We start from the raw sequence: 20,307 nt of genomic DNA on the forward strand, positions 1-20,307 counted from the left end.
GTTTTTGGTTTGGTGCCAGAGTCTTTTGGTGCTCTGTTGATGTTTGTGTGGCGGTCAGGCACCGGGTACGGGTTTTCAGGACCGAGCTAGGCGCCCCCCTTCAACCCATCCCTGGGCGCTGCGGCGCAAACTTCCTGTTTGCGACGCTCCTGAAAACCCGTACCCGCCACCTGTCCTTCAATTCGAAGGAGTTTACTTCGTTAGCAAGTACGCATCGTCATTCCCGCGCAGGCGGGAATCCAGTAGTCGACGGCACTGAGTCTAGTTTTCGATCGGCGTATCCGGCAAATTGCCCCATTCACTCCACGAACCCGGATAAGCCACGATGGGAAATCCGAGGGATTTCCCCACCAGCCAGGTAAACGCAGAGCGGTGGTGGCTCTGGCAATGGGTAGCGATTTCTGTTTCGCCGTCGATGCCAAGCGCCGCGAGGAATTCTTTTGCATCGGTGCGGATGCGCAGGTCGCGCTGCGGGTCCATCAAGCGGGTCCACTCGCAGTTGATTGCGCCGGGAATGTGGCCGCCGCGCATGGCGACAAGGCGTTCGCCGGTGTACTCACTGGGGGAGCGGGCGTCCCAGATTTGCAGGCTGTTCTGACCGAGGCGCTGCTGGATCTGGTCGGCGTCGATCATCGGGGCGTCGTCGGCGATGCGGATGTCGATTTCGCTGGGGGCCGCAACGGTGTCTTCCGTGGTGAGCGGCAGGTCGGCGTTTTTCCAGGCGATCATGCCGCCGTTCAGGTAGCTGTATTTTTTGTGGCCGATAACTTCGAGGGTCCACAGCAAGCGCCCGGCCCAGCCGCCGCCTTCGTCGTCGCAGGCGACAATGTGGGTGTCGGGGGTGAGGCCAATGGCGCGCATGACTTCGGTGAGGCGCTCGATCGAGGGCAGTTTTCCTGGGGCCGGTGGGGTGCCGGCGAGGAGAGCCTGGAAGGGCAGGCCGGTGGCACCGGGAATGTGGCCTGCGAAATAGTTGGCTGGGGAGCTTAAGTCAACCACGCGGATTTCTTCGTGTTCCAGCAGTGGGATCAGTTGTTCCGGTTCCAGGATCAGGGGTACTTCACTCACGACGTGTTCCTTAATGGGTTTTGCCCTTTCGAGAGGCCCTTATTCGTTTTCCAGGCTGTTGCGCAGGTGCAGATAGCTGTCCATGCGCCGCTGGCTGATGTCGCCGCGTTCCAGTGCTTCCTTGATGGCACAGCCGGGTTCGCCCTGGTGGTTGCAGTCGCGGAAGCGGCAGTAGCCGATAAACGGGCGGAACTCCACGAAGCCTTCCAGCAGTTCCTGTTCGCTCATGTGCCAGATACCGAATTCGCGGATGCCGGGGGAGTCTATCAGATCGCCGCCGCTCGGCAGATGAAACAGTTCCGCGGCGGTGGTGGTGTGGGTGCCTTTGCCGGTGGCTTCCGACAGAGCGCCGGTACGCGCATCGGCGCCCGGCAGCAGACCGTTAATCAGGGACGATTTGCCGACACCGGACTGGCCTACAAACACGCTGGTGCCCTGGGCCAGGGTGGCGAGCAGGCCGTCGAGTCCTTCGCCGGTTTTGGTGGACAGCTTCAGCACTTCATAGCCGAGCCCGGGATAGGGGGCGAGCAGTTGTTCGAGGCTGTCGCGGTTGTTGTCGTCGATCAGGTCGATCTTGTTCAGCAGCAATATCGGGTGAATGCCGGTGGTTTCCGCAGCGACCAGATAGCGGTCGATGGCATTCGCGAAGGGCTCGGGGTAGGGCGCGATGACGATAAGAATCCGGTCGATATTGGCGGCGACGGTTTTCATGTCGCCGTAGCGGTCCGGGCGCTGCAGCTCGGAGTGGCGCGGCAGTCGCGCACCTACTACGCCCAGTCCGCCGGTGGATTCGCCGGTGGCGGGGTTCCAGGCGACTTTGTCGCCGGTGACCAGGGTTTCGATGTTGGCGCGCACATGGCAGCGTTGTCGCAGCTCGGAGTCGGACTCGCTTTCCACCAGCACCTGGCTGCCATAGTTGGCGATCACCAGGCCGGTCTGCTCCGGCCCCAGGTCGCCATCTTCTTCGGCGTGTTCAAAACTCTCATCGCGCCGGCGCGCGCGGGCCTCCCGCTCTTCCTGGATCTTGGCGATGCGCCACTGCTGGCGGCGGTTGAGTTTGCGTTTGCTCATAGATCCAGGTTCAGGGGCCGCGATGGCGGCGCTCGGTTTGTGGAGGGCGGCGGATTATAACTTGCAACACGGGAGGATTGCGGTACCTTGCCTCTTTTGTGCTTGCCACCTTTGTATACTCCGACCCATCCTTCTTCCATCCCATAGATATTCGCCGCCGGGCCCGGCGGCCAGACAGGAGACTATTGTGGATCAGAATAATCTGATCTGGATCGATCTGGAAATGACCGGTCTCGATCCCGAGAAAGAGCGCATCATCGAGATTGCGACGGTGGTGACGGATTCGCGTCTGAATGTGCTGGCGGAGGGGCCGGTGATGGCAATCCACCAGAGCGATGCGCTGTTGGATGCGATGGATGACTGGAATACGGAGCAGCACGGCGGTTCGGGACTGGTGGCGCGGGTAAAGGAATCGCCGTTCAGTGAGCGGGAGGCGGAGCGGGAGACTATCGAGTTTCTGCAGCACTGGGTGCCAGAAGGGGCCTCCCCCATGTGCGGCAATTCTATCGGCCAGGATCGACGCTTTCTGGTGAAGTACATGCCGCTACTGGAGCGGTACTTCCACTACCGGAATCTGGATGTGAGTTCGGTGAAGGAACTTGCTCGGCGCTGGCGGCCCGATGTGTTGGCGGGTGTTAAGAAAACTTCTTCGCACCTGGCGCTGGATGACATTCACGATTCGATCAATGAACTGAAGCACTATCGCGAGCATTTTTTTCGCATGAGCTGAGGTTTTGACCTCTGTTTGTGTTGGTGGCTTGGAAGCTGGGGTGGTGGCGGCCGGGCACCGGGTAAGGGTTTTCAGGACCGCTGCGAGTACATCCATGTACGCTGCGTCGCAAACGTCCCTGTTTGCGACGCTCCTGAAAACCCTTACCCGGCACCCGGCCTTCGCATTGGAGTGCAATACTCTGTAAGCAAAAATCGAAGCACTGAATAGCGACCTAAGCTTACGACGTACAGAGACAAGAATTTAAGGTGGAGTGATGGGGATCTGTTTCCAAAAGCGTCGGCGACAGGGATGTCGCCGACGCAGCGTACAGGGATGTATTGAAGGGGGGCGCCTAGCTCGGTTTTGGAAACAGATACCCGGCGCTTCACCGCCACCGAACCTAAATCAGAGCTCGGAGTGCCCCGGGCTTGGAAGCTTACGATGAAACCCTTTTAATCTTCCGTTTCCTACGCCGCCCACTGCGCAACCGCTCCAAGGCCCACTCAATATGCTCCGCCACCAATGGCGTAGTGGTACCAAGAGAGTCTTCCAAAACCGCAACAATTTCCGGGGAAAAATCAGCATTCCCCAGAGCCACCGCCAGATTCCGTTGCCACCGCTCAAACCCGATCCGCCGAATCGCCGAGCCCTCGGTTTTCCGCAGAAATTCCTCTTCCGTCCAGCGGAACAGATCCACCAGTGCGCCACTGTCCAACCCGTGGCGCGGGTGGAAAGCGGACTCGCCGGTGGGTTTGGCGAACTTGTTCCACGGGCAGATGATCTGACAGTCGTCGCAGCCGAACACCCGGTTGCCCATGGGCTCGCGGAACTCCTCCGGGATCGAACCCTTGTTCTCGATGGTCAGGTAGGAAATGCAGCGGCGCGCGTCCAGGGTGTAGGCGTCCACGAACGCATCCGTCGGGCACACCTTCAGGCACGCCGTGCACTCGCCGCACTGATTGGGTTCTTCGCTCACGTCTACCGGCAGCGGCAGGTTGGTGTAGATCTCGCCGAGAAAAAACCAGCTGCCCGCCTGGCTGTTGATCAGCATGCAGTTCTTGCCGATCCACCCGAGCCCGGCCTTTTCCGCCAGCGCCCGTTCCATCACCGGCGCACTGTCGGTGAAAGCGCGGCCACTCGCGGCGATGTCGCGCTCCTCGCAATAGCGATCGATCTGCTGCGCCAGCTGCGCCAGTCGCTTGCGGATCAGTTTGTGATAATCGCGGCCGTTGGCGTAGCGGGAGACATAAGCCTTGTCCGGGTCCTTCAGAATCTGCACCGGCTGCGTGTCCGGTGGCAGGTAGTCCAGGCGCACGCTGATGACTCTCAGAGTGCCTTCCTCCAGCAGCTCCGGCCGCCAACGCTTGTTACCGTGTGCGCCCATCCACTCCATGTCGCCGTTGTAGCCGGCATCCAGCCACGCCTGCAACCGCTCGCCGTGCTGCTCCAGCCTGCAGTCGGTAATTCCCACCTGCTGGAAACCCAGCTCGCGGCCCCGCAGGCGAATCTGTTCAGCGAGGGCGGCCATGGTCTGTGGGTCTGGTATAGCGCTCATGAAGGGATGGTCACGAAATTGGCAGTGGCCGTGTGCGGCGGTTTGGGGGTGGAGACGGTATAATCGCCGGTATTTTGCCACAGTTTAAAAATTGACCACAGCTGGAATGCAGTAGCCTCTCTATGGACAGTCAGAATCCCTCCCCCTCAACGCCGCAACCACTCTACAGCGCCGAGGCCGTACGGCAGCTGGACAGGCTTGTGATCGGTCAGCAGCAGATCCCCGCTATTGTACTGATGAAGCGTGCCGGCCGCGCGGCGCTTGATTTTCTGCGCAGCCGCTGGCCGGAGGTCGACGCAATTCAGGTGTTCTGCGGTGGTGGCAACAACGGTGGCGATGGCTATGTGATGGCCGGGCTCGCCGCTCAGCGCCAGATTCCTGTGACTGTGTTTGTGGGCATGCCGGCAAACAAACTGAAGGGCGAGGCGCTGGAGGCCTATGGCTTTGCCGAGCGCGAGGGCGCAACGCTGGTGACCCGTCTCGAGGAGCTGCCGGCGGTGGGGAAAAACACCGTATTGGTGGATGCGCTGCTGGGCACCGGCTTTAGTGGTGAGCTGCGCGCGCCGATGGGTGCGGCGATTGCACATATCAACCGTGCGTCGGCACCGGTGCTGGCGGTGGACCTGCCGTCGGGCTTGAATGCCGATAGTGGTTTTGCGGTTGACGCTGTAAACGCGGATGCGACAGTAACGTTTATCGGCCGCAAGGCCGGCCTGTTTCTGGGGCGTGGCCCCGCACTTGCCGGCGAGGTGATTTTCGAGGATCTGGGCGCAGCTTCAGAGGTCTATGCACAGATGCCCGCGCTGCTGACCCGTCAGACCGGCGACAGCCTTGAGCGGCTGCCCGCGCGCGCGGCGGACAGCTACAAGAACCAGTTCGGCCATGTGATGGTGGTCGGTGGCGACCACGGTTTCGGCGGCGCCGCGCTGATGGCTGCCGAAGCGGCCGCGCGTGCCGGCAGTGGCCTGATTTCGCTCGCCACCCGCCCTGAGCACGTAATGGCATCCCTCACCCGTCGCCCGGAGGTGATGGCGCACCCGGTGGTATCCGGGCAGGAACTCGAACCCTTGCTGGAAACCCCGGATGTGATTGCCGTCGGCCCCGGCCTCGGCCGTTCCCCCTGGAGCGAGCAGCTGCTGGCCCGCGCCGGGCGGGCGAACGCGGCGCTGGTGCTGGATGCGGATGCGCTGAATATCCTTGCCGGCGGCCGTGTGCTCGCCGGGATCAGGCGTGACGACTGGGTGCTGACGCCGCATATCGGTGAGGCGGCCCGCCTGTTGGGTGTGAGCAATGCGGAAGTCACCGCAGACCCGATTGCCGCCGCGAAGTTGATTCAGGAAAAATTCAGTGGAGTGGTGGTATTAAAGGGCGCGGGTACGGTGATTGTGCACGCCGACGGTGTGGACGTGATCAACACCGGCAACCCGGGCATGGCCTCCGGCGGTATGGGCGACCTGCTCACCGGCGTGATCGCCGCGCTGATCGGCCAGGGTATGGCCCTGCCGGCAGCGGCCCGTCTCGGGGTGTGGTTGCACGGCGAGGCCGGCAACCGCGCGGCGGCTGACGGCCAGCGTGGGCTTCTCGCCACGGACCTGCTGCCGCATATCCGCGCCCTTGTGGATTGAAAGGGGGCGGATGGAGGTCATGAGTAAGCAGTCTGCGGAAAAAGTGCAGTTCCTCGCCGACGAGTCAGCCACCGTGGCCGCCGGCGAATCTCTCGGTCGCGCCTGTATCGACACCGGTATGGCCGCGGGTCTGGTGATTTTTCTCGGTGGTCAGCTGGGTGCGGGCAAGACCACCCTCAGCCGTGGTGTACTGCGTGCCTTTGGTCACCGCGGTGCGGTAAAGAGCCCCACCTACACGCTGGTGGAGCCCTACGAGTTTGCCGACTTTCGTGTGTATCACTTTGACCTTTATCGTCTGGGGGACGCAGAAGAGCTGGAATATATGGGGGTACGGGATTACTTCGGCCCCGGCAGCCTGAGTCTGGTGGAATGGTCTGAACGCGGAGTGGGGGTGTTGCCCACACCGGACCTGCGGCTCGAGCTGCGGCTGCAGGGCGAGGGTCGCGAACTAAACTTGATTGCAATGAGTGACGCTGGAGCGGCGGTATTGGCCGGCGCGCACTTCGCGAAACACTGAACCGCGCGCTTCATGGAGCGAGGCCGCGCAAGCGAATCGACAGGGCATAATAATGATTGGAGCAGGGTTGCCGGTGCGACTTCCAGGTATTTTATTGGTGTGGGCGCTACTCGTCGCGCTGCCGTCTATTGCCGCAGAGGTGGAGGGGGTGCGTCTGTGGCGTGCGCCAGACCACACCCGGCTGGTTTTTGACCTGGACGGACCCGCCGAGCACAAGCTGTTTACCCTGCAGAACCCCGACCGTGTGGTAATTGATGTGAGCAGCGCAAAACTCGCCGCCACCATCGACAACCTGCCACTGGACGATACGCCCATTTCCGCAGTCCGCTACGCCACCAAGGACAAGCGCGACCTGCGTGTGGTGCTGGATCTGAAACAGCCGGTTAACCCCCGCAGCTTTGCCCTGCGCCGCCACGAAACGCTCCCCGACCGCCTCGTGATCGACCTGCACGACCGCGACAAAGTGGAAGAAAAAACCATCGAGCAGGTGACGGATCAACGGAAGATCCTGATTGCTATCGACGCGGGCCACGGTGGTGAAGACCCCGGCGCGCTCGGCCCCGGCGGTGTGCGGGAAAAAGATGTGGTACTGGCGATATCCCGTGAGCTGCACAAACTCATCGACCGCGAGCCCGGGTTCTCCGCAAAGCTGGTGCGTACCGGTGACTATTACATCCCCCTGCGCGACCGTGTGAAAAAGGGGCGTCAACTGAAAGCGGATCTGTTTGTCTCCATCCACGCCGACGCATTTACCCGCAAGGAAGCCCGCGGTGCCGGGGTTTACGTGGTTTCCTCCCGCGGTGCTACCAGTGAGACGGCGCGTTTTCTTGCCCAGCGGGAAAATGAATCGGATCTGATTGGTGGCGCTGGCAGCCTGAGTCTCAGTGACAAGGACGATACCCTGGCGGGGGTGCTGTTGGATCTGGCGATGACGGCGACCATGAATTCCAGTCTGGATATAGGCAGCAGTGTATTGAATTCCATAGGGAGCTTTACCCATCTGCACAAGAAGAAGGTGGAGCAGGCGAACTTCTCGGTGCTGCGCAACCCGGATGTGCCGTCGATCCTGGTGGAAACCGGATTCATCACCAATCCGGATGAGGCGCGGCGGCTGCGAGATCCGTCGTTCCAAAGACGCATGGCGGAAAAGCTCGGCGAAGGCATCGTCGCCCACTTCAAGTCGCGCCCGCCGGCTGGCAGCTGGCTCGCGTCCAATGGCAGTCGCAATGACCGCAAGCACACGATTGCCCGCGGTGATACCCTGTCGGGCATCGCGGCCCGCTACAACGTTTCCGTGGCGGACCTGAAGAAGGCCAACGGCATGCAGACTTCCATGATTCAGGTGGGGCAGACGTTGACGATTCCTTCTGGCTAGCGTGGAACCGTGCGGGCACTCCGTGGCCTTAAAAGAGCCCGGTGCTCCGGTGCCACAGTATTAAATAGGACCCCGAAAGCTTGGCCTGATTGTGGCTCCGGGGTTAATCGCCAAGTACCAAGACCCCAATGCCCGACAATATCCAGCTTCTTTCTCCAAGACTCGCCAACCAGATCGCCGCCGGTGAAGTGGTCGAGCGCCCCGCATCCGTGATCAAAGAGCTGCTGGAAAACAGCCTCGATGCCGGCGCCTCAAGACTGGAAGTGGATCTGGACGGTGGTGGGATCAAGCGCATCATGGTGCGTGACAACGGCAAGGGCATTGAGAAAGACGATCTGCATCTCGCGCTCGCCCGTCATGCCACGTCGAAAATCCACGCGCTTGAAGACCTCGAGGCGGTCGCTACCCTGGGCTTCCGCGGCGAAGCCCTCGCCAGTATTTCGTCCGTCGCCCGGCTCTCGCTCACCAGCAGCCGGGAAGATACCGGCAAAGGCTGGGTGGTGACTGCGGAAGGGCGGGAGATGGAAACCCAGCTGGCACCGGCGGCGCACCCGCGCGGCACCACCGTGGAAGTGCGGGACCTGTTCTTCAATACCCCCGCGCGCCGGAAATTCCTGCGCACCGAAAAAACCGAGTTCAGCCGCGTCGACGAAACCATCAAGCGCCTCGCGCTCTCCCGTTTCGACGTTTCCATCAGTCTGCGCCACAACGGCAAGGGCGTGCACAATCTGCGCGGCGGTACGACAAGAGCGGAAATGGAGCGAAGGGTCGCCCAGCTTTGCGGACCCGCGTTCATGCAGAATGCCCTGCACATCGATATGGAACGCAGCGGCCTGCGTTTGTGGGGTTGGGTGGCGGAGCCGGCGTTTTCCCGCTCCCAGGCCGACCTGCAGTTTTTCTACGTCAACGGTCGCGCCATCCGCGACCGGGTGGTGAGCCACGCGGTGCGTCGGGCGTTTGCCGACGTGCTGTATCACGGCCGCCATCCCGCGTTTGTGCTGTATCTGGAGCTGGACCCGGCGGCGGTGGACGTAAACGTGCACCCCACCAAGCACGAAGTGCGCTTCCGCGACAGCCGCCTGGTGCACGACTTTCTGTTCGGTTCCCTGCACCGCGCGCTGGCGGATGTCCGCCCCGGAGACAAAGAATCGCAGCGGGAGCAACAGGATACACGGGTGGAACTTTCCGGGATTGCCGCCGGCGAATTTTCCGGTCAGGAGCGGATGGCGCTGACACAGGCGCCCGGTGGCTCGCAGCAAGAGGGATTTGGCCGTTATCCACAGGCGGGGTTTGCCGGGCGCAGTTCACCCGAGCGTATCCAGCAGCAGATGCAGGGCTACGGTGAGCTGCACAAGCCGTACGGTGATGGCGTGCGCGAGGCGCCGGTGTCCGCCAGTTCCTGGTCGCAGCCGCTGCCTGCGGAGTCCGAAAGCGAAACGCCGCCGCTGGGTTTCGCCATCGCCCAATTGCACGGTATCTATATTCTTTCCCAGAACGAACACGGCATGGTGGTGGTGGACATGCACGCGGCCCACGAGCGCATCGTCTACGAAAAGATGAAAACCGCCCACGCCGCCGGCGGCATCCAGGCGCAACCGCTGCTGGTGCCGGTGAGCCTTGCCGTAAGCGAGCGCGAGGCCGACTGTTTTGAGGAGCGCGAGGAAGTGTTTACCTCACTCGGGTTTATGTTGCAGCGCGCCGGCCCGGAAACGCTGATGGTGCGTCAGGTGCCCATCATGTTGCACGGCGCACCGGTGGAACAGCTGGTGCGGGATGTGCTGAGCGATCTGCTGGCGGAGGGGAGTAGCGATCGTATCGGCAACCAGATCAATGAAATTCTCTCCACCATGGCTTGTCACGGCTCCGTGCGCGCGAACCGTAAACTGACCATCCCGGAAATGAACGCTCTGCTGCGGGATATGGAGCGCACCGAGCGCAGTGGCCAGTGCAACCACGGTCGCCCCACCTGGACGCAGGTTAAACTGGCGGACATGGATAAATGGTTTATGCGTGGTCAGTAAAAATCTACTGCGCGGGCTCCTGGCGGCGTCCGGCGGTGCTGGTGCGCCAGCCCGGTAGGCATACACATGTATGACCTATACGCTCCGCCGCCTCTGCCCCGGCGGCCACCACCAGCAACCCGCTCGCTACGATTTTTAGAGGAGTCAGAATGAGTTTGGGTGACACTCGTCCCCGGGCAATCTTTTTGATGGGCCCCACCGCCTCCGGCAAGACCGATCTCGCCATGGCCATCAGTGAGCATCTGCCGGTGGAACTGATCAGCGTGGACTCGGCGCTGGTGTACCGCGGGCTGGATATCGGTTCTGCCAAGCCTGCCCCGGAAGAGCTGGCCCGCTATCCCCATCGTCTGATCGATATCTGCGATCCGGCCGAGAGTTATTCCGCCGGGCGCTTTCGCGAGGATGCGTTGGCGGCGATGGAGGAGATCACCGCGGTGGGAAAAATTCCGCTACTGGTGGGCGGAACCATGCTCTACTTCAAGACTCTATTGCAGGGCATGGCGGAGATGCCAGAGGCTGACCCGGAATTTCGCGCTCAGGTCGAAGCGCGCGCAGCGGCAGAGGGTTGGCCAGCGCTGCACCGGGAACTGGAAAAGGTGGATCCGGCACTCGCGGCCGAGCTGCACCCGAACCATTCAGTGCGCATCGAGCGTGCGTTGGAGGTATACCATCTCACCGGCAAGACCATGACACAGCTGCGTGCCGAGCAGGAGCGCACATCACCTCTCGCGCACTACCGTGTTCAGCAACTGGCGATCCTGCCGCGGGATCGCGCGATGTTGCACCAGCGCATCGCGCTGCGTTTTGAGCGCATGCTGGAAAATGGATTTATCGATGAGGTGAAAGCCCTGCGCGCGCGCGGCGACCTGCACAAGGACCTGCCGGCGATCCGCGCCGTGGGTTACCGCCAGGTGTGGGAATATCTCGACGGCGATACCGATTACGCGCAGATGCGGGAGGCTGGAATCGCCGCTACCCGGCAGCTGGCCAAGCGCCAGCTGACCTGGTTGCGGGGGTGGCCGGATGTGGATTACCTCTATGCACAGGACCCTGGCGGCAAAGTGCGCAAAATCGATGAAATGTTGACAGAGGCCTTGAAATTTCTTGGTTGAGCAGCCATAACGTGAGTGTGTCGGGATATCCGGCCCACATCAGTCAGTTATTCACAGAGCCCTGTTTAGTTATGGCTCTTTTTTATACGCCTCATCACCATGGCCGTCCTTAGTCCGCGGGATTCGCGGGCGCGATCGTGCGTCATCTGGCGATTTATCTTTTGGCAAGGAGAAAAACGATGTCAAAAGGGCACAGCTTACAAGACCCTTACCTGAATGTTTTGCGTAAAGAGCGTATCCCGGTTTCCATCTATCTGGTCAATGGCATCAAGCTGCAGGGCCAGATTGAATCTTTCGACCAGTTTGTAGTACTGCTGAAAAATACCGTAAGCCAGATGGTTTACAAACATGCCATTTCCACCGTAGTACCCTCCCGCGCTGTGCGTGTTCCGCTGATGAATCCGGCGGGCCCGGGCGGTGAAGGCGCTGGCCCGGAAGGTGGCAGCGAGACCTTCGGCTGAAGTTGAACACCGCGGCACACCCGCGCCGGTTACCTTTTCTGATGACGAGAGGTGCCCGGGTCGTGGGCGGCGTGGTGTCTGGCGGAGCAGAGCAATTACCGACAGCGCCCCGGCATGCCCGGGGCGTCTGTTGTTCGGTGCCAGTGACCTGGTGCTTTTTTGAACCCAAGAGAATAATCCTTGTTTTTTGATCGCCCGGAATCCGGTGAACTTGCGGTGCTGGTCCACCTGGAACTTTCCGCCATCGACAGCCCCGATGACCCCCGTGAATTTGAAGAGTTGGCGCTATCCGCCGGTGCCGACCCGGTGGCCTTCATCTTCGGCACCCGCGCCACCCCAGACCCAAAAACCTTCGTCGGCAAAGGCAAGCTGGAAGAAATCAACGAGACGGTGAAAAAGCACGGTGCGGAGCTGGTGCTGTTTGATCACACCCTGTCACCGAGCCAGGAGCGCAATATTGAGCGCGAGCTCCAGTGCAGGGTTCTCGATCGTACCGGGCTGATTCTCGACATCTTTGCCCAGCGTGCCCGTACCCACGAGGGCAAGTTGCAGGTGGAGCTGGCGCAATTGCGCCATATGTCGACCCGCCTGGTGCGGGGCTGGACCCACCTTGAGCGACAGAAGGGTGGTATCGGTCTGCGCGGCCCAGGTGAAACCCAGCTGGAAACCGACCGCCGTCTGTTGCGCGCACGCATCGACGCGATCGAAAAGCGCCTGGACAAGGTGCGCCGCCAGCGTGAGCAGGGGCGCCGTGCGCGCTCTCGCGCAGAGGTCGCCACTGTATCTCTGGTGGGCTACACCAATGCCGGCAAGTCCACCCTGTTCAACCGCGTCAGCGATGCCGACGTGTATGTACGCGACCAGCTGTTTGCCACTCTGGATCCGACCATGCGTCGGGTGGAGCTGCCAAATGTGGGTGCGATGATCCTCGCCGACACCGTGGGGTTCGTCTCTCATCTGCCGCACCGTCTCGTCGAGGCCTTCCGTGCCACGCTGGAAGAAGCCGCGAGTTCCTCACTGTTGCTGCACGTGGTGGATGCCGCGGCGGAAAACCGTCTGCACCTGATCGAGGAAGTGCAGCTGGTGCTGGAGGAAATCGGTGCATCGGAACTGCCGCATCTGATGGTGTACAACAAGATCGATCTGCTGGCGGACATGACACCGCGCATCGATCGCGACGATCAGGGCGTGCCGCGTGCGGTGTGGTTGTCCGCGGCTACCGGTGCCGGATGTGATTTGCTCGTAGAAGCCATTGCCGAACGCCTGGGTAACCAGATGGTGAATGGTGCGCTGGTAATTCCGCCGCAGCATTCCCGTCTGCGCGCACAGCTGTTTGCCAGTAACGCCGTTCAGCGTGAGAGTTACCGCGACAACGGTGACGCCGAGCTGCACGTCATGTTGCCGCGCTCTGAGTTGCAGCGGCTGCTCGCACCCTTCCGCGAGGCGGGCAATCCACCCCAGTGGCTGCCGGAAAATCCCGATGCAGAGCCGAAACCGGAAGACTGGGAAGCCGAATAAATACAGCCGTCGCGCAGAGACACAGTGTCGCGGGGGAAAATGCTAGAATTTCGCGACAGCTAACGATTAATAAATTGATTGAATTGGAGTTGACCAATGGCCTGGAACGAACCGGGTGGTAATAACAAGGACCCCTGGGGTGGTGGCAATCGCAATAATGATGGCCCGCCAGACCTGGATGAGCTGCTGCGCAAGATGCAGCAGAAACTGAACGGCCTGTTTGGGGGCAAACCCACCACCGCCGACGACGGTCGCCCCGGTGGCAGTGGCAGCTTCCCCTGGTCGCTGGTGCTTATCGTGCTCGCTGTGGTTTACGGCCTGTGGGGCTTTTATCAGGTGGATGCGAGCCAGTCCGCAGTGGTGTTGCGTCTCGGCAAGTATCACGAAACGGTAGGCTCAGGTCTGCACTGGAACCCGCCACTGATCGATAACGTCACCAAGGTGAACATGACCGAGGTGCGAACCGAGCGCACCACCGGCCAGATGCTGACGGAAGACGCCAGTATTGTGGACGTGGTACTGCAGGTGCAGTGGCACATCGACGACGCGGAGTCCTTTGTACTGCGTGTGGCCGACCCGCTGAAAAGCCTGCAGGAGGCTACCGACAGCGCGCTGCGCCATGTGGTGGGTTCCCAGACTCTGAACGGTGTCATCTCCCAGAACCGTACCCAGGTTGCCGCCGACACCCAGGTGCGGTTACAGCAGTATCTGGATCTGTACAAAACCGGTATTCGCGTCGACGTGGTGAACCTCACCGACGCCAAGGCGCCGCGTGAAGTGCAGGATGCGTTTGATGACGTCGTGCGTGCGCGCGAAGACGAAGTACGTCTGCAGAACGAGGCTCAGGCCTACGCCAATCAGGTGATCCCGGTGGCCCGCGGTCAGGCCCAACGCATGATCGAAGAGGCGGAGGCCTACAAGTCCCGCGTCGTCGAGAGCGCCCGTGGTGAAGCCGCGCGCTTCGAAAAACTGCTGACGGAATACCAGCGCGCCCCGGATGTGACTCGCGAGCGTATGTACCTGGATACGGTGCAGGATGTAATGAGCAATACCTCCAAGGTGATGGTGGACGTCGAAGGTGGCAATAACATGATGTACCTGCCGCTGGACAAACTGGCTGAAAACAGCGGCAGCGGCGCGAGCACGCGCACTCAGGTTTCCTCCCAGGTGATCGATGAGATTACCCAGAGAGTCATGAATCAGGTGCGTACGGAAGTAAACAGCAATCGCCGCGCCCGTGAAGTCCGCTAAGGGAGAAGTGCCATGAACAACAACAAGTCTCTTTTTGTCATCGCACTGATACTGGTTGGCCTGCTGGTGCTCTCCAGCAGCGCCTTCGTGGTCAAGGAAACCGAAAAAGCGGTACTGCTGCGCTTCGGTGAACTGGTGCGCACCGACTACACCCCCGGCCTGTATTTCAAGGTTCCACTGGTGCACGAGCTGCGCAAGTTCGACGCGCGTATTCAAACCGTCGATTCGCAGCCGGTGCGGATGCTGAACAGTGAAAACAAGTTCATGATGGTGGATTCCTACGCCAAGTTCCGTATCGTCGACGTGGGGCGTTTCTACAAGGCGACCCGCGGTGACGAGCGCAACGCCGTGCGCCTGCTGGCGGAGCAGATCAACAACCGTCTGCGTAACCAGTTTGGTGTGCGTGACCTGCACGAAGTGGTGAGTGGTCAGCGCGACCAGTTGATGGCGGATATCACCAAGAACCTGAATGAGACCGCACAGAAAGATCTGGGGGTGGAAGTGGTTGATGTGCGTGTGAAGCGTATCGATTTGCCGCCGGAGGTCTCCGAGTCCGTGTTCCAGCGGATGCGCACCGGCCGTGAACTGGAAGCTCGCGATCACCGCGCCAAGGGCCAGGAGGCGAGCGAGCGCATCCGCGCCAACGCCGACCGCCAGAAAGTGGTGATCGAATCTGAAGCTTATCGCCAGGCGGAAGAGCTGCGTGGTGCCGGTGATGCCGAGGCTGCGCGGATCTATGCCGACGCCTACAGCAAGAATCCCGAGTTCTATCGCTTCTCCCGCAGCCTGACCGCGTACCGGGAGTCCTTCAAGGACAAGGGTGATATGCTGTTGGTGGAGCCGGACAGCGCGTTTTTCCGCTACCTGAAAGACCCCGCGGGCAAATAAGCACTCCGCCAATCCAGCCGGGACTGGCCACAGGCCCGGCAAATAGTGGTAAAATCCCCAAAACCGGGCCGGCGCCCGGTTTTTTTGTGTCGGCGTGGTGCGCGTCAATCCGCGGACTGCCCGACCACAGAAGCCGCCCGCCGGAATTGAGGTTGTCGCGGTCGCCGAGACCGTACCGTTCCGTTAATTGCCGAATACTGTCGAACGCCCACACCATGACCCAAGCTGAACGCTGGATGCTACCGGATGGCATCGCCGAGATTTTGCCCGCGGATGCCAAGCGGGTGGAAACCCTGCGCAGAAACCTGCTGGATCTCTACCACCGTTGGGGCTATGAGATGATCATTCCGCCGATGGTGGAATTCACCGACTCCCTGCTGATTGGCATGGGGCGGGATGTGGATCTGCGTACCTTCCGCGTCACCGACCAGCTCTCCGGGCGCAGCCTGGGCATTCGCGCGGATATCACGCCGCAGGCGGCGCGTATCGATTCCCACAGTTTTCCCCGCAGCGGCGCGAACCGCCTCTGCTACGCCGGCCAGGTACTCTACACCCGCCCGCGTACCCCCATGGGGCCGCGTGCGCCGATCCAGATCGGCGCTGAGCTCTACGGTGTTGAGAGCCTGCAGGGCGATATCGAAGTCATCAGTCTGATGCTCGAAACCCTCGCGACCGCCGGCATCCGCGAGATCCATCTCGATCTGGGGCACGTGGCGATTTTCCGCAGCCTGGCCGAGGTGGCGAGGCTCGACAGCGACCAGCAGGCTGCACTTATTGCCCTGCTGCAGAGCAAGGCAGTGGCGGATATCGAGCGCTGGGTGGAAGAACATGTGGCCGACGCTCAGGCCGCCACCTGGCTGCGCAGCCTGCCGCGCCTTGCCGGTGGTAGCGAATGTCTGGCGCGTGCGCGCGAACTGTTCGCCGGCGGCCCCGGCGCCCTGGTGAGCGCGCTGGAAGAGTTGCAGCAGGTGGCGGATGCCGTGGCGCGCCGCTACCCGCAGGTAACCCTGTTTTTTGATCTGGGTGAAATGCGTGGCTACGACTACGAGACCGGACTGGTCTTTGCCGCCTACTCCCCGGGCCACGGCCAGGCCCTGGCCAACGGTGGCCGCTACAATGGTATCGGTGCCGTGTTCGGGCGCGACCGCGCGGCCACCGGTTTCAGTACCGATCTGGCGGCCATCAATGCCCTGGGGCACAACGGCGCTGCCGAGGCGGGTGCTATTCTCGCGCCCGCGAGCGACTGTGCGGCGCTGTGGCAGGCGGTAGGTGCCCTGCGCGCCAGTGGCGAGGTTGTGATCAGTGCCATGCCCGGGGAGGGCAGCGATGATACCGAAACCCTCGCGCGCTGTGACCGCGAGCTGGTGCGAGACGGTGACACCTGGGTGGTGAAGCCGCGCTCCTGAACCCTAGACTACCCAGTTGATTCAAGAATTTAGGCCGCACGACGGGCGCGGCCGCTCTTTTCATCCGCCCGTCCATTGTTGAACTGACGACACGAGATTTACGCACATGGGCAAGAATGTAGTGGTGCTGGGCACCCAGTGGGGCGACGAAGGCAAGGGCAAGATTGTTGATCTGCTCACCGAGAAAGTCGCACTGGTAGTCCGCTTTCAGGGCGGTCACAACGCCGGCCACACCCTGGTGATTAACGGTGAAAAGACCGTGCTGCACCTGATTCCCTCCGGCGTACTGCGCCCGGACGTGAGCTGCCTGATCGGCAACGGCGTGGTGCTGTCCCCGGAAGCCCTGCTGAAGGAAATGGGGGACCTGGAAGCCGCCGGCGTGCCGGTGCGCAAGCGCCTGCGCCTGTCTCCCGCCTGCCCGCTGATCCTGCCGGTGCACTCGGCCCTGGACCAGGCGCGCGAGAAAGCCCGCGGTGCCAAAGCCATCGGCACCACCGGTCGCGGCATCGGCCCGGCCTACGAAGACAAGGTGGCACGCCGCGGCCTGCGTCTCGGCGACCTGTGCAACTGGGACAACTTCTGCGCCCAGCTGAAAGAACTGATGGAATACCACAACTTCGCCCTGACCCAGTATTACAAGGTCGATCCGGTCAGCTACGAGGACACCCTCAAGCTGGCGGAAACCTGGCGCGAAGAGCTGGTGCCGATGATCATCGACGTGGCGGATACCCTGCACAAGGCCCGCGAGAACGGCGAGCACATCCTGTTCGAGGGTGCCCAGGGCTCACTGCTGGATATCGACCACGGCACCTACCCCTACGTGACTTCTTCCAATACCACTGCCGGCGGCACTGCCACCGGTTCCGGTTTCGGCCCGCTGTACCTGGACTACGTGCTGGGTATCACCAAGGCCTACACCACCCGCGTAGGCGGCGGTCCGTTCCCCACCGAGCTGGGCTGTGAAGTCGGCAAGCACCTGGGCGAGAAGGGCCACGAGTTTGGCGCCACCACCGGCCGCGCACGCCGTACTGGCTGGTTCGACGCCGTGGCCGTACGCCACGCGATCCGCATCAACAGTATTTCCGGTCTGTGCCTGACCAAGCTGGACGTGTTGGATGGCCTCGAGGAAGTAAAAATCTGTGTCGGCTACCGCAATGCCGCCGGTGAGGAAATCCCGGTACCGTTCGACGCCGCCGGCTGGGAAGGTGTGGAGCCCGTGTACGAAACCATGCCGGGCTGGAGCGAGACCACCTTCGGCGTGCGCCGCGAAGCGGAGCTGCCGCAGACCGCGCGCGATTACATTGCCCGCATCGAGGAGCTGGTAGGTGCGCCCATCGACATCATCTCCACCGGTCCGGACCGTGTGCAGACCATCGTGCGCGAATCCTCCGCCCTGTGTGAAATGGGCATCCACAGTCCCAGCGTCTGATCGATCTCTCTCCAGATCCGGGACCGGCGAAACCCGCCGGTCCCAATCTTTCCTTGCCTGGGCCAGGCGTCTGGCGGTTAAATTCCGATCATGAGACTGCAATTAAACTTGCGGTCACAAAAATCTGCCATACTGGCACTCGTGTCCAGATCGGGAATTCACTATGTCCGCCAGCCTGTCTACCGGTGTCGGCAGCCGTTACAGCTTTGCCGAAGAAATCGCCAACAGTATTACCCACGGTATCGGAGCCCTGCTGGCCATTGCCGGCCTGGGTGTTCTGTGCGGGTTCGCGGCGCTGCGCGGCGACGCCTGGCATATCGTCAGCAGCAGCATCTACGCAGCGACGCTGATCCTGTGTTTCTCCGCCTCGACGCTGTATCACAGCATCACGCATGAAGGTGCCAAGCAGATACTGCGCACCCTCGACCACTCCGCCATCTTCCTGCTGATTGCCGGCACCTACACCCCATTTACCCTGGTGACCCTGCGCGGTCCCTGGGGATGGTCGTTGTTCGGGGTGATCTGGGGGCTGGCGTTACTGGGGCTGATTATTCAGTTCACGCCGCTGAAAAAGCTCCGCGCGCTGTCGATTACCCTGAGTGCGCTGATGGGGTGGGTGGTGATCGCGGCGATCAAACCGCTGATGGATAATCTCGCGCCCGGCGGCCTGTGGCTGCTGGTGCTGGGCGGCCTCTGTTACACCGGTGGAATCGGTTTTTACCTGTGGCGTGGGCTGCGCTTTCACCATGCCATCTGGCACTTGTTTGTGCTGGCGGGCGGTGCGTTGCATTTCTTTGCGGTGCTGTTTTATGTGATTCCGCCGGCGGCGTGATACCCCCGTAAAAATTCTCCGTTGAATAGAGTGTCGGGCCGGTCACAACCAGGGTTACTGGCGTTTATCTTCCCTTTCCGTTGACGGGCTTCCGTTCTACCCTTGTGCGAGCTGTTTTTGCCAAGGAGTTGTCATGCTTCATTCCACCACGGCGTCACCGCGCCGCTTCGGTTTTATTTCATTCCTGATTTCTTTGCTGCTGGTGCTGCCGCTGTTTGCGAGCGCGGCGGCGGACCCGGGGTTTGAAAAGTGGAAACAGGAATTCCGCAAACAGGCGCTGAGTGAGGGAATTTCCGCGGAGACCTTCGATCGCGCCTTCAAGGGTGTCGACTCTCCCGATCAATGGGTGTTGGACAAGGCGGGTTTTCAACCCGAATTCAAAGCGCCGGCGTGGCAGTACTTCGACAACCGTATTACGAAATTTGCGGTAAAGCGCGGACGCGAGAAAAAACAGGAACTGCAGCCCTGGCTGGACAAGATCGAGAAGCAGTTCGGGGTGAACCCGAATATTCTGCTGGCCATCTGGTCGATGGAGTCGAGCTTTGGCGCGATCCTGGACAATAAGAATGTGATGCGCAGTGTGGTGCGCTCACTGGCGACTCTGGCCTACGCGGACCCCAAGCGCAAAAAGTTCGGTACCAGCCAGCTGTTGGCGGCGCTGAAAATTCTGCAGAGCGGTGATATCGACGAGAGTCATCTGACCGGTTCCTGGGCGGGTGCCATGGGGCACACGCAGTTTATTCCCACCAGCTATCAGGCCTATGCGGTGGATATGGATGGCGACGGCAAGCGCGATATCTGGAATTCGGTACCGGACGCACTTGCGACGGCAGCGAGCCTGTTGAGCAAAAATGGCTGGCGCAGCGGGGAAACCTGGGGCTACGAGGTGACCATTCCGGCGAACAAGCTGCCGGCGGGCAAGCTGAAGATTTCGGAGTGGGAGAAGCTCGGGGTGAAACGGGTGCGTGGGCAGGCGTTTCCGCGTGCGGATGATGAGGCGGAGCTGAAGGTGCCGGCGGGGAGGGGGGGGCCTGCGTTTCTGGTGCTGAAGAATTTCTTTGTGATCAAGCGTTACAACAATTCCGATCGCTATGCGTTGGCGGTGGGGATTCTGGCGGATCAGATTGGTGGGGCGGAGCCTCTGACGAAGGATTGGAAACGTCCGTTCACCAAGCTGGATCACGATGAGATCGTTGAGTTGCAGACCAAGCTGAAGGAGAAGGGGTTCTACGACGGCGAGGTCGATGGCAAGGCCGGGGGCGAGACCCGCAAGGCGATTCTCAAGTTTGAGGAGAGCGCCGGGGTTGAGCTTCAGGGTTTCCCCAGCAAGGAAGTGCTGGAGCTTTTGCGCAAGAAATAACGAAGAGCTTTTCTCTGGCCCGCTGGCGGCTAGGCAGCGGGTGAAGCATTTCGAAACCGCTGTGAATACATCCATGTACGCTGCGTCGGCAACATCCCTGTTGCCG

The 20,307-nt window shown here is 61.3% G+C and carries 17 protein-coding genes; 14 read left to right on the top strand and 3 right to left on the bottom strand.

The annotated features are described in order from the left end of the window. Positions 1-261: 261 nt before the first annotated feature. Both C3938_RS08885 and rsgA read right to left on the bottom strand, forming a co-directional pair. Entirely contained in the window at positions 262-1,068 is an 807-nt protein-coding gene (locus C3938_RS08885) for a sulfurtransferase (protein WP_105102788.1), read from the bottom strand. 39 nt (positions 1,069-1,107) lie between these two features. Beyond that, positions 1,108-2,139, bottom strand: a complete 1,032-nt coding sequence (gene rsgA, locus C3938_RS08890) for a small ribosomal subunit biogenesis GTPase RsgA (protein WP_105102789.1) — start codon at positions 2,137-2,139, stop codon at positions 1,108-1,110. Between the two features lie 187 nt (positions 2,140-2,326). Here rsgA and orn point away from each other — a divergent pair, with 187 nt between their 5' ends. Continuing rightward, a complete protein-coding gene (orn, locus tag C3938_RS08895; protein ID WP_267893029.1) occupies positions 2,327-2,869 on the top strand; it encodes an oligoribonuclease in 543 nt (180 codons plus the stop codon). Between the two features lie 418 nt (positions 2,870-3,287). On the opposite strand, the gene queG is transcribed toward orn, so the two are convergent. Then, the gene (queG, locus tag C3938_RS08900) at positions 3,288-4,406 is read right to left on the bottom strand and encodes a tRNA epoxyqueuosine(34) reductase QueG (RefSeq protein ID WP_105102790.1); all 1,119 of its coding nucleotides are present in this window, start codon (positions 4,404-4,406) and stop codon (positions 3,288-3,290) included. Between the two features lie 122 nt (positions 4,407-4,528). On the opposite strand from queG, the gene C3938_RS08905 reads away from it, so the two are divergent. From C3938_RS08905 to C3938_RS08965, 13 genes are all read left to right on the top strand, one after another. Beyond that, the gene (locus C3938_RS08905) at positions 4,529-6,031 is read left to right on the top strand and encodes an NAD(P)H-hydrate dehydratase (RefSeq protein WP_105102791.1); all 1,503 of its coding nucleotides are present in this window, start codon (positions 4,529-4,531) and stop codon (positions 6,029-6,031) included. 19 nt (positions 6,032-6,050) lie between these two features. After that, positions 6,051-6,548 (top strand): tRNA (adenosine(37)-N6)-threonylcarbamoyltransferase complex ATPase subunit type 1 TsaE, encoded by a 498-nt coding sequence (gene tsaE, locus C3938_RS08910; protein ID WP_105102792.1) that lies wholly within the window; start codon positions 6,051-6,053, stop codon positions 6,546-6,548. A gap of 52 nt (positions 6,549-6,600) precedes the next feature. Then, positions 6,601-7,923, top strand: a complete 1,323-nt coding sequence (locus C3938_RS08915) for an N-acetylmuramoyl-L-alanine amidase (RefSeq protein WP_105102793.1) — start codon at positions 6,601-6,603, stop codon at positions 7,921-7,923. A gap of 128 nt (positions 7,924-8,051) precedes the next feature. Next, positions 8,052-9,944 carry a DNA mismatch repair endonuclease MutL gene (mutL, locus tag C3938_RS08920; protein ID WP_105102794.1) on the top strand — a complete coding sequence of 631 codons (1,893 nt, stop codon included), beginning with the start codon at positions 8,052-8,054 and terminating at the stop codon, positions 9,942-9,944. Positions 9,945-10,093: 149 nt separating this feature from the next. Next, positions 10,094-11,056, top strand: coding sequence for a tRNA (adenosine(37)-N6)-dimethylallyltransferase MiaA (gene miaA / locus C3938_RS08925; protein ID WP_105102795.1), 963 nt, complete (start codon positions 10,094-10,096; stop codon positions 11,054-11,056). 179 nt (positions 11,057-11,235) lie between these two features. Next, entirely contained in the window at positions 11,236-11,517 is a 282-nt protein-coding gene (gene hfq / locus C3938_RS08930; protein ID WP_105102796.1) for an RNA chaperone Hfq, read from the top strand. A gap of 180 nt (positions 11,518-11,697) precedes the next feature. After that, positions 11,698-13,035 carry a ribosome rescue GTPase HflX gene (gene hflX / locus C3938_RS08935; RefSeq protein WP_105102797.1) on the top strand — a complete coding sequence of 446 codons (1,338 nt, stop codon included), beginning with the start codon at positions 11,698-11,700 and terminating at the stop codon, positions 13,033-13,035. 96 nt (positions 13,036-13,131) lie between these two features. Next, the gene (hflK, locus tag C3938_RS08940) at positions 13,132-14,286 is read left to right on the top strand and encodes an FtsH protease activity modulator HflK (RefSeq protein ID WP_105102798.1); all 1,155 of its coding nucleotides are present in this window, start codon (positions 13,132-13,134) and stop codon (positions 14,284-14,286) included. 12 nt (positions 14,287-14,298) lie between these two features. Next, a complete protein-coding gene (gene hflC / locus C3938_RS08945) occupies positions 14,299-15,174 on the top strand; it encodes a protease modulator HflC (protein ID WP_105102799.1) in 876 nt (291 codons plus the stop codon). 215 nt (positions 15,175-15,389) lie between these two features. Continuing rightward, positions 15,390-16,580, top strand: a complete 1,191-nt coding sequence (locus C3938_RS08950) for an ATP phosphoribosyltransferase regulatory subunit (RefSeq protein ID WP_105102800.1) — start codon at positions 15,390-15,392, stop codon at positions 16,578-16,580. A gap of 106 nt (positions 16,581-16,686) precedes the next feature. Then, positions 16,687-18,009: an adenylosuccinate synthase gene (locus C3938_RS08955; RefSeq protein WP_105102801.1), complete on the top strand. Its 1,323-nt coding sequence runs from the start codon at positions 16,687-16,689 to the stop codon at positions 18,007-18,009. Positions 18,010-18,172: 163 nt separating this feature from the next. Then, positions 18,173-18,841, top strand: coding sequence for a PAQR family membrane homeostasis protein TrhA (gene trhA / locus C3938_RS08960; protein ID WP_105102802.1), 669 nt, complete (start codon positions 18,173-18,175; stop codon positions 18,839-18,841). 133 nt (positions 18,842-18,974) lie between these two features. Further along, complete coding sequence (locus tag C3938_RS08965; protein WP_105102803.1) at positions 18,975-20,201, top strand: lytic murein transglycosylase; 1,227 nt, start codon at positions 18,975-18,977, stop codon at positions 20,199-20,201. Positions 20,202-20,307: the final 106 nt, after the last annotated feature.

Source organism: Microbulbifer pacificus, assembly GCF_002959965.1.
Taxonomy (GTDB): domain Bacteria; phylum Pseudomonadota; class Gammaproteobacteria; order Pseudomonadales; family Cellvibrionaceae; genus Microbulbifer; species Microbulbifer pacificus_A.

What these genes read in the sequence shown, in the direction of transcription:
- C3938_RS08950 (WP_105102800.1), top strand. Translation starts at nt 15,390, where the DNA reads ATGACCCAAGCTGAACGCTGGATGCTACCGGATGGCATCGCCGAGATT.
- miaA (WP_105102795.1), top strand. Translation starts at nt 10,094, where the DNA reads ATGAGTTTGGGTGACACTCGTCCCCGGGCAATCTTTTTGATGGGCCCC.
- hfq (WP_105102796.1), top strand. Translation starts at nt 11,236, where the DNA reads ATGTCAAAAGGGCACAGCTTACAAGACCCTTACCTGAATGTTTTGCGT.
- hflC (WP_105102799.1), top strand. Translation starts at nt 14,299, where the DNA reads ATGAACAACAACAAGTCTCTTTTTGTCATCGCACTGATACTGGTTGGC.
- rsgA (WP_105102789.1), bottom strand. Translation starts at nt 2,139, where the DNA reads ATGAGCAAACGCAAACTCAACCGCCGCCAGCAGTGGCGCATCGCCAAG.
- C3938_RS08965 (WP_105102803.1), top strand. Translation starts at nt 18,975, where the DNA reads ATGCTTCATTCCACCACGGCGTCACCGCGCCGCTTCGGTTTTATTTCA.
- tsaE (WP_105102792.1), top strand. Translation starts at nt 6,051, where the DNA reads ATGAGTAAGCAGTCTGCGGAAAAAGTGCAGTTCCTCGCCGACGAGTCA.
- C3938_RS08915 (WP_105102793.1), top strand. Translation starts at nt 6,601, where the DNA reads ATGATTGGAGCAGGGTTGCCGGTGCGACTTCCAGGTATTTTATTGGTG.
- trhA (WP_105102802.1), top strand. Translation starts at nt 18,173, where the DNA reads ATGTCCGCCAGCCTGTCTACCGGTGTCGGCAGCCGTTACAGCTTTGCC.
- queG (WP_105102790.1), bottom strand. Translation starts at nt 4,406, where the DNA reads ATGAGCGCTATACCAGACCCACAGACCATGGCCGCCCTCGCTGAACAG.
- mutL (WP_105102794.1), top strand. Translation starts at nt 8,052, where the DNA reads ATGCCCGACAATATCCAGCTTCTTTCTCCAAGACTCGCCAACCAGATC.
- C3938_RS08955 (WP_105102801.1), top strand. Translation starts at nt 16,687, where the DNA reads ATGGGCAAGAATGTAGTGGTGCTGGGCACCCAGTGGGGCGACGAAGGC.
- C3938_RS08905 (WP_105102791.1), top strand. Translation starts at nt 4,529, where the DNA reads ATGGACAGTCAGAATCCCTCCCCCTCAACGCCGCAACCACTCTACAGC.
- hflK (WP_105102798.1), top strand. Translation starts at nt 13,132, where the DNA reads ATGGCCTGGAACGAACCGGGTGGTAATAACAAGGACCCCTGGGGTGGT.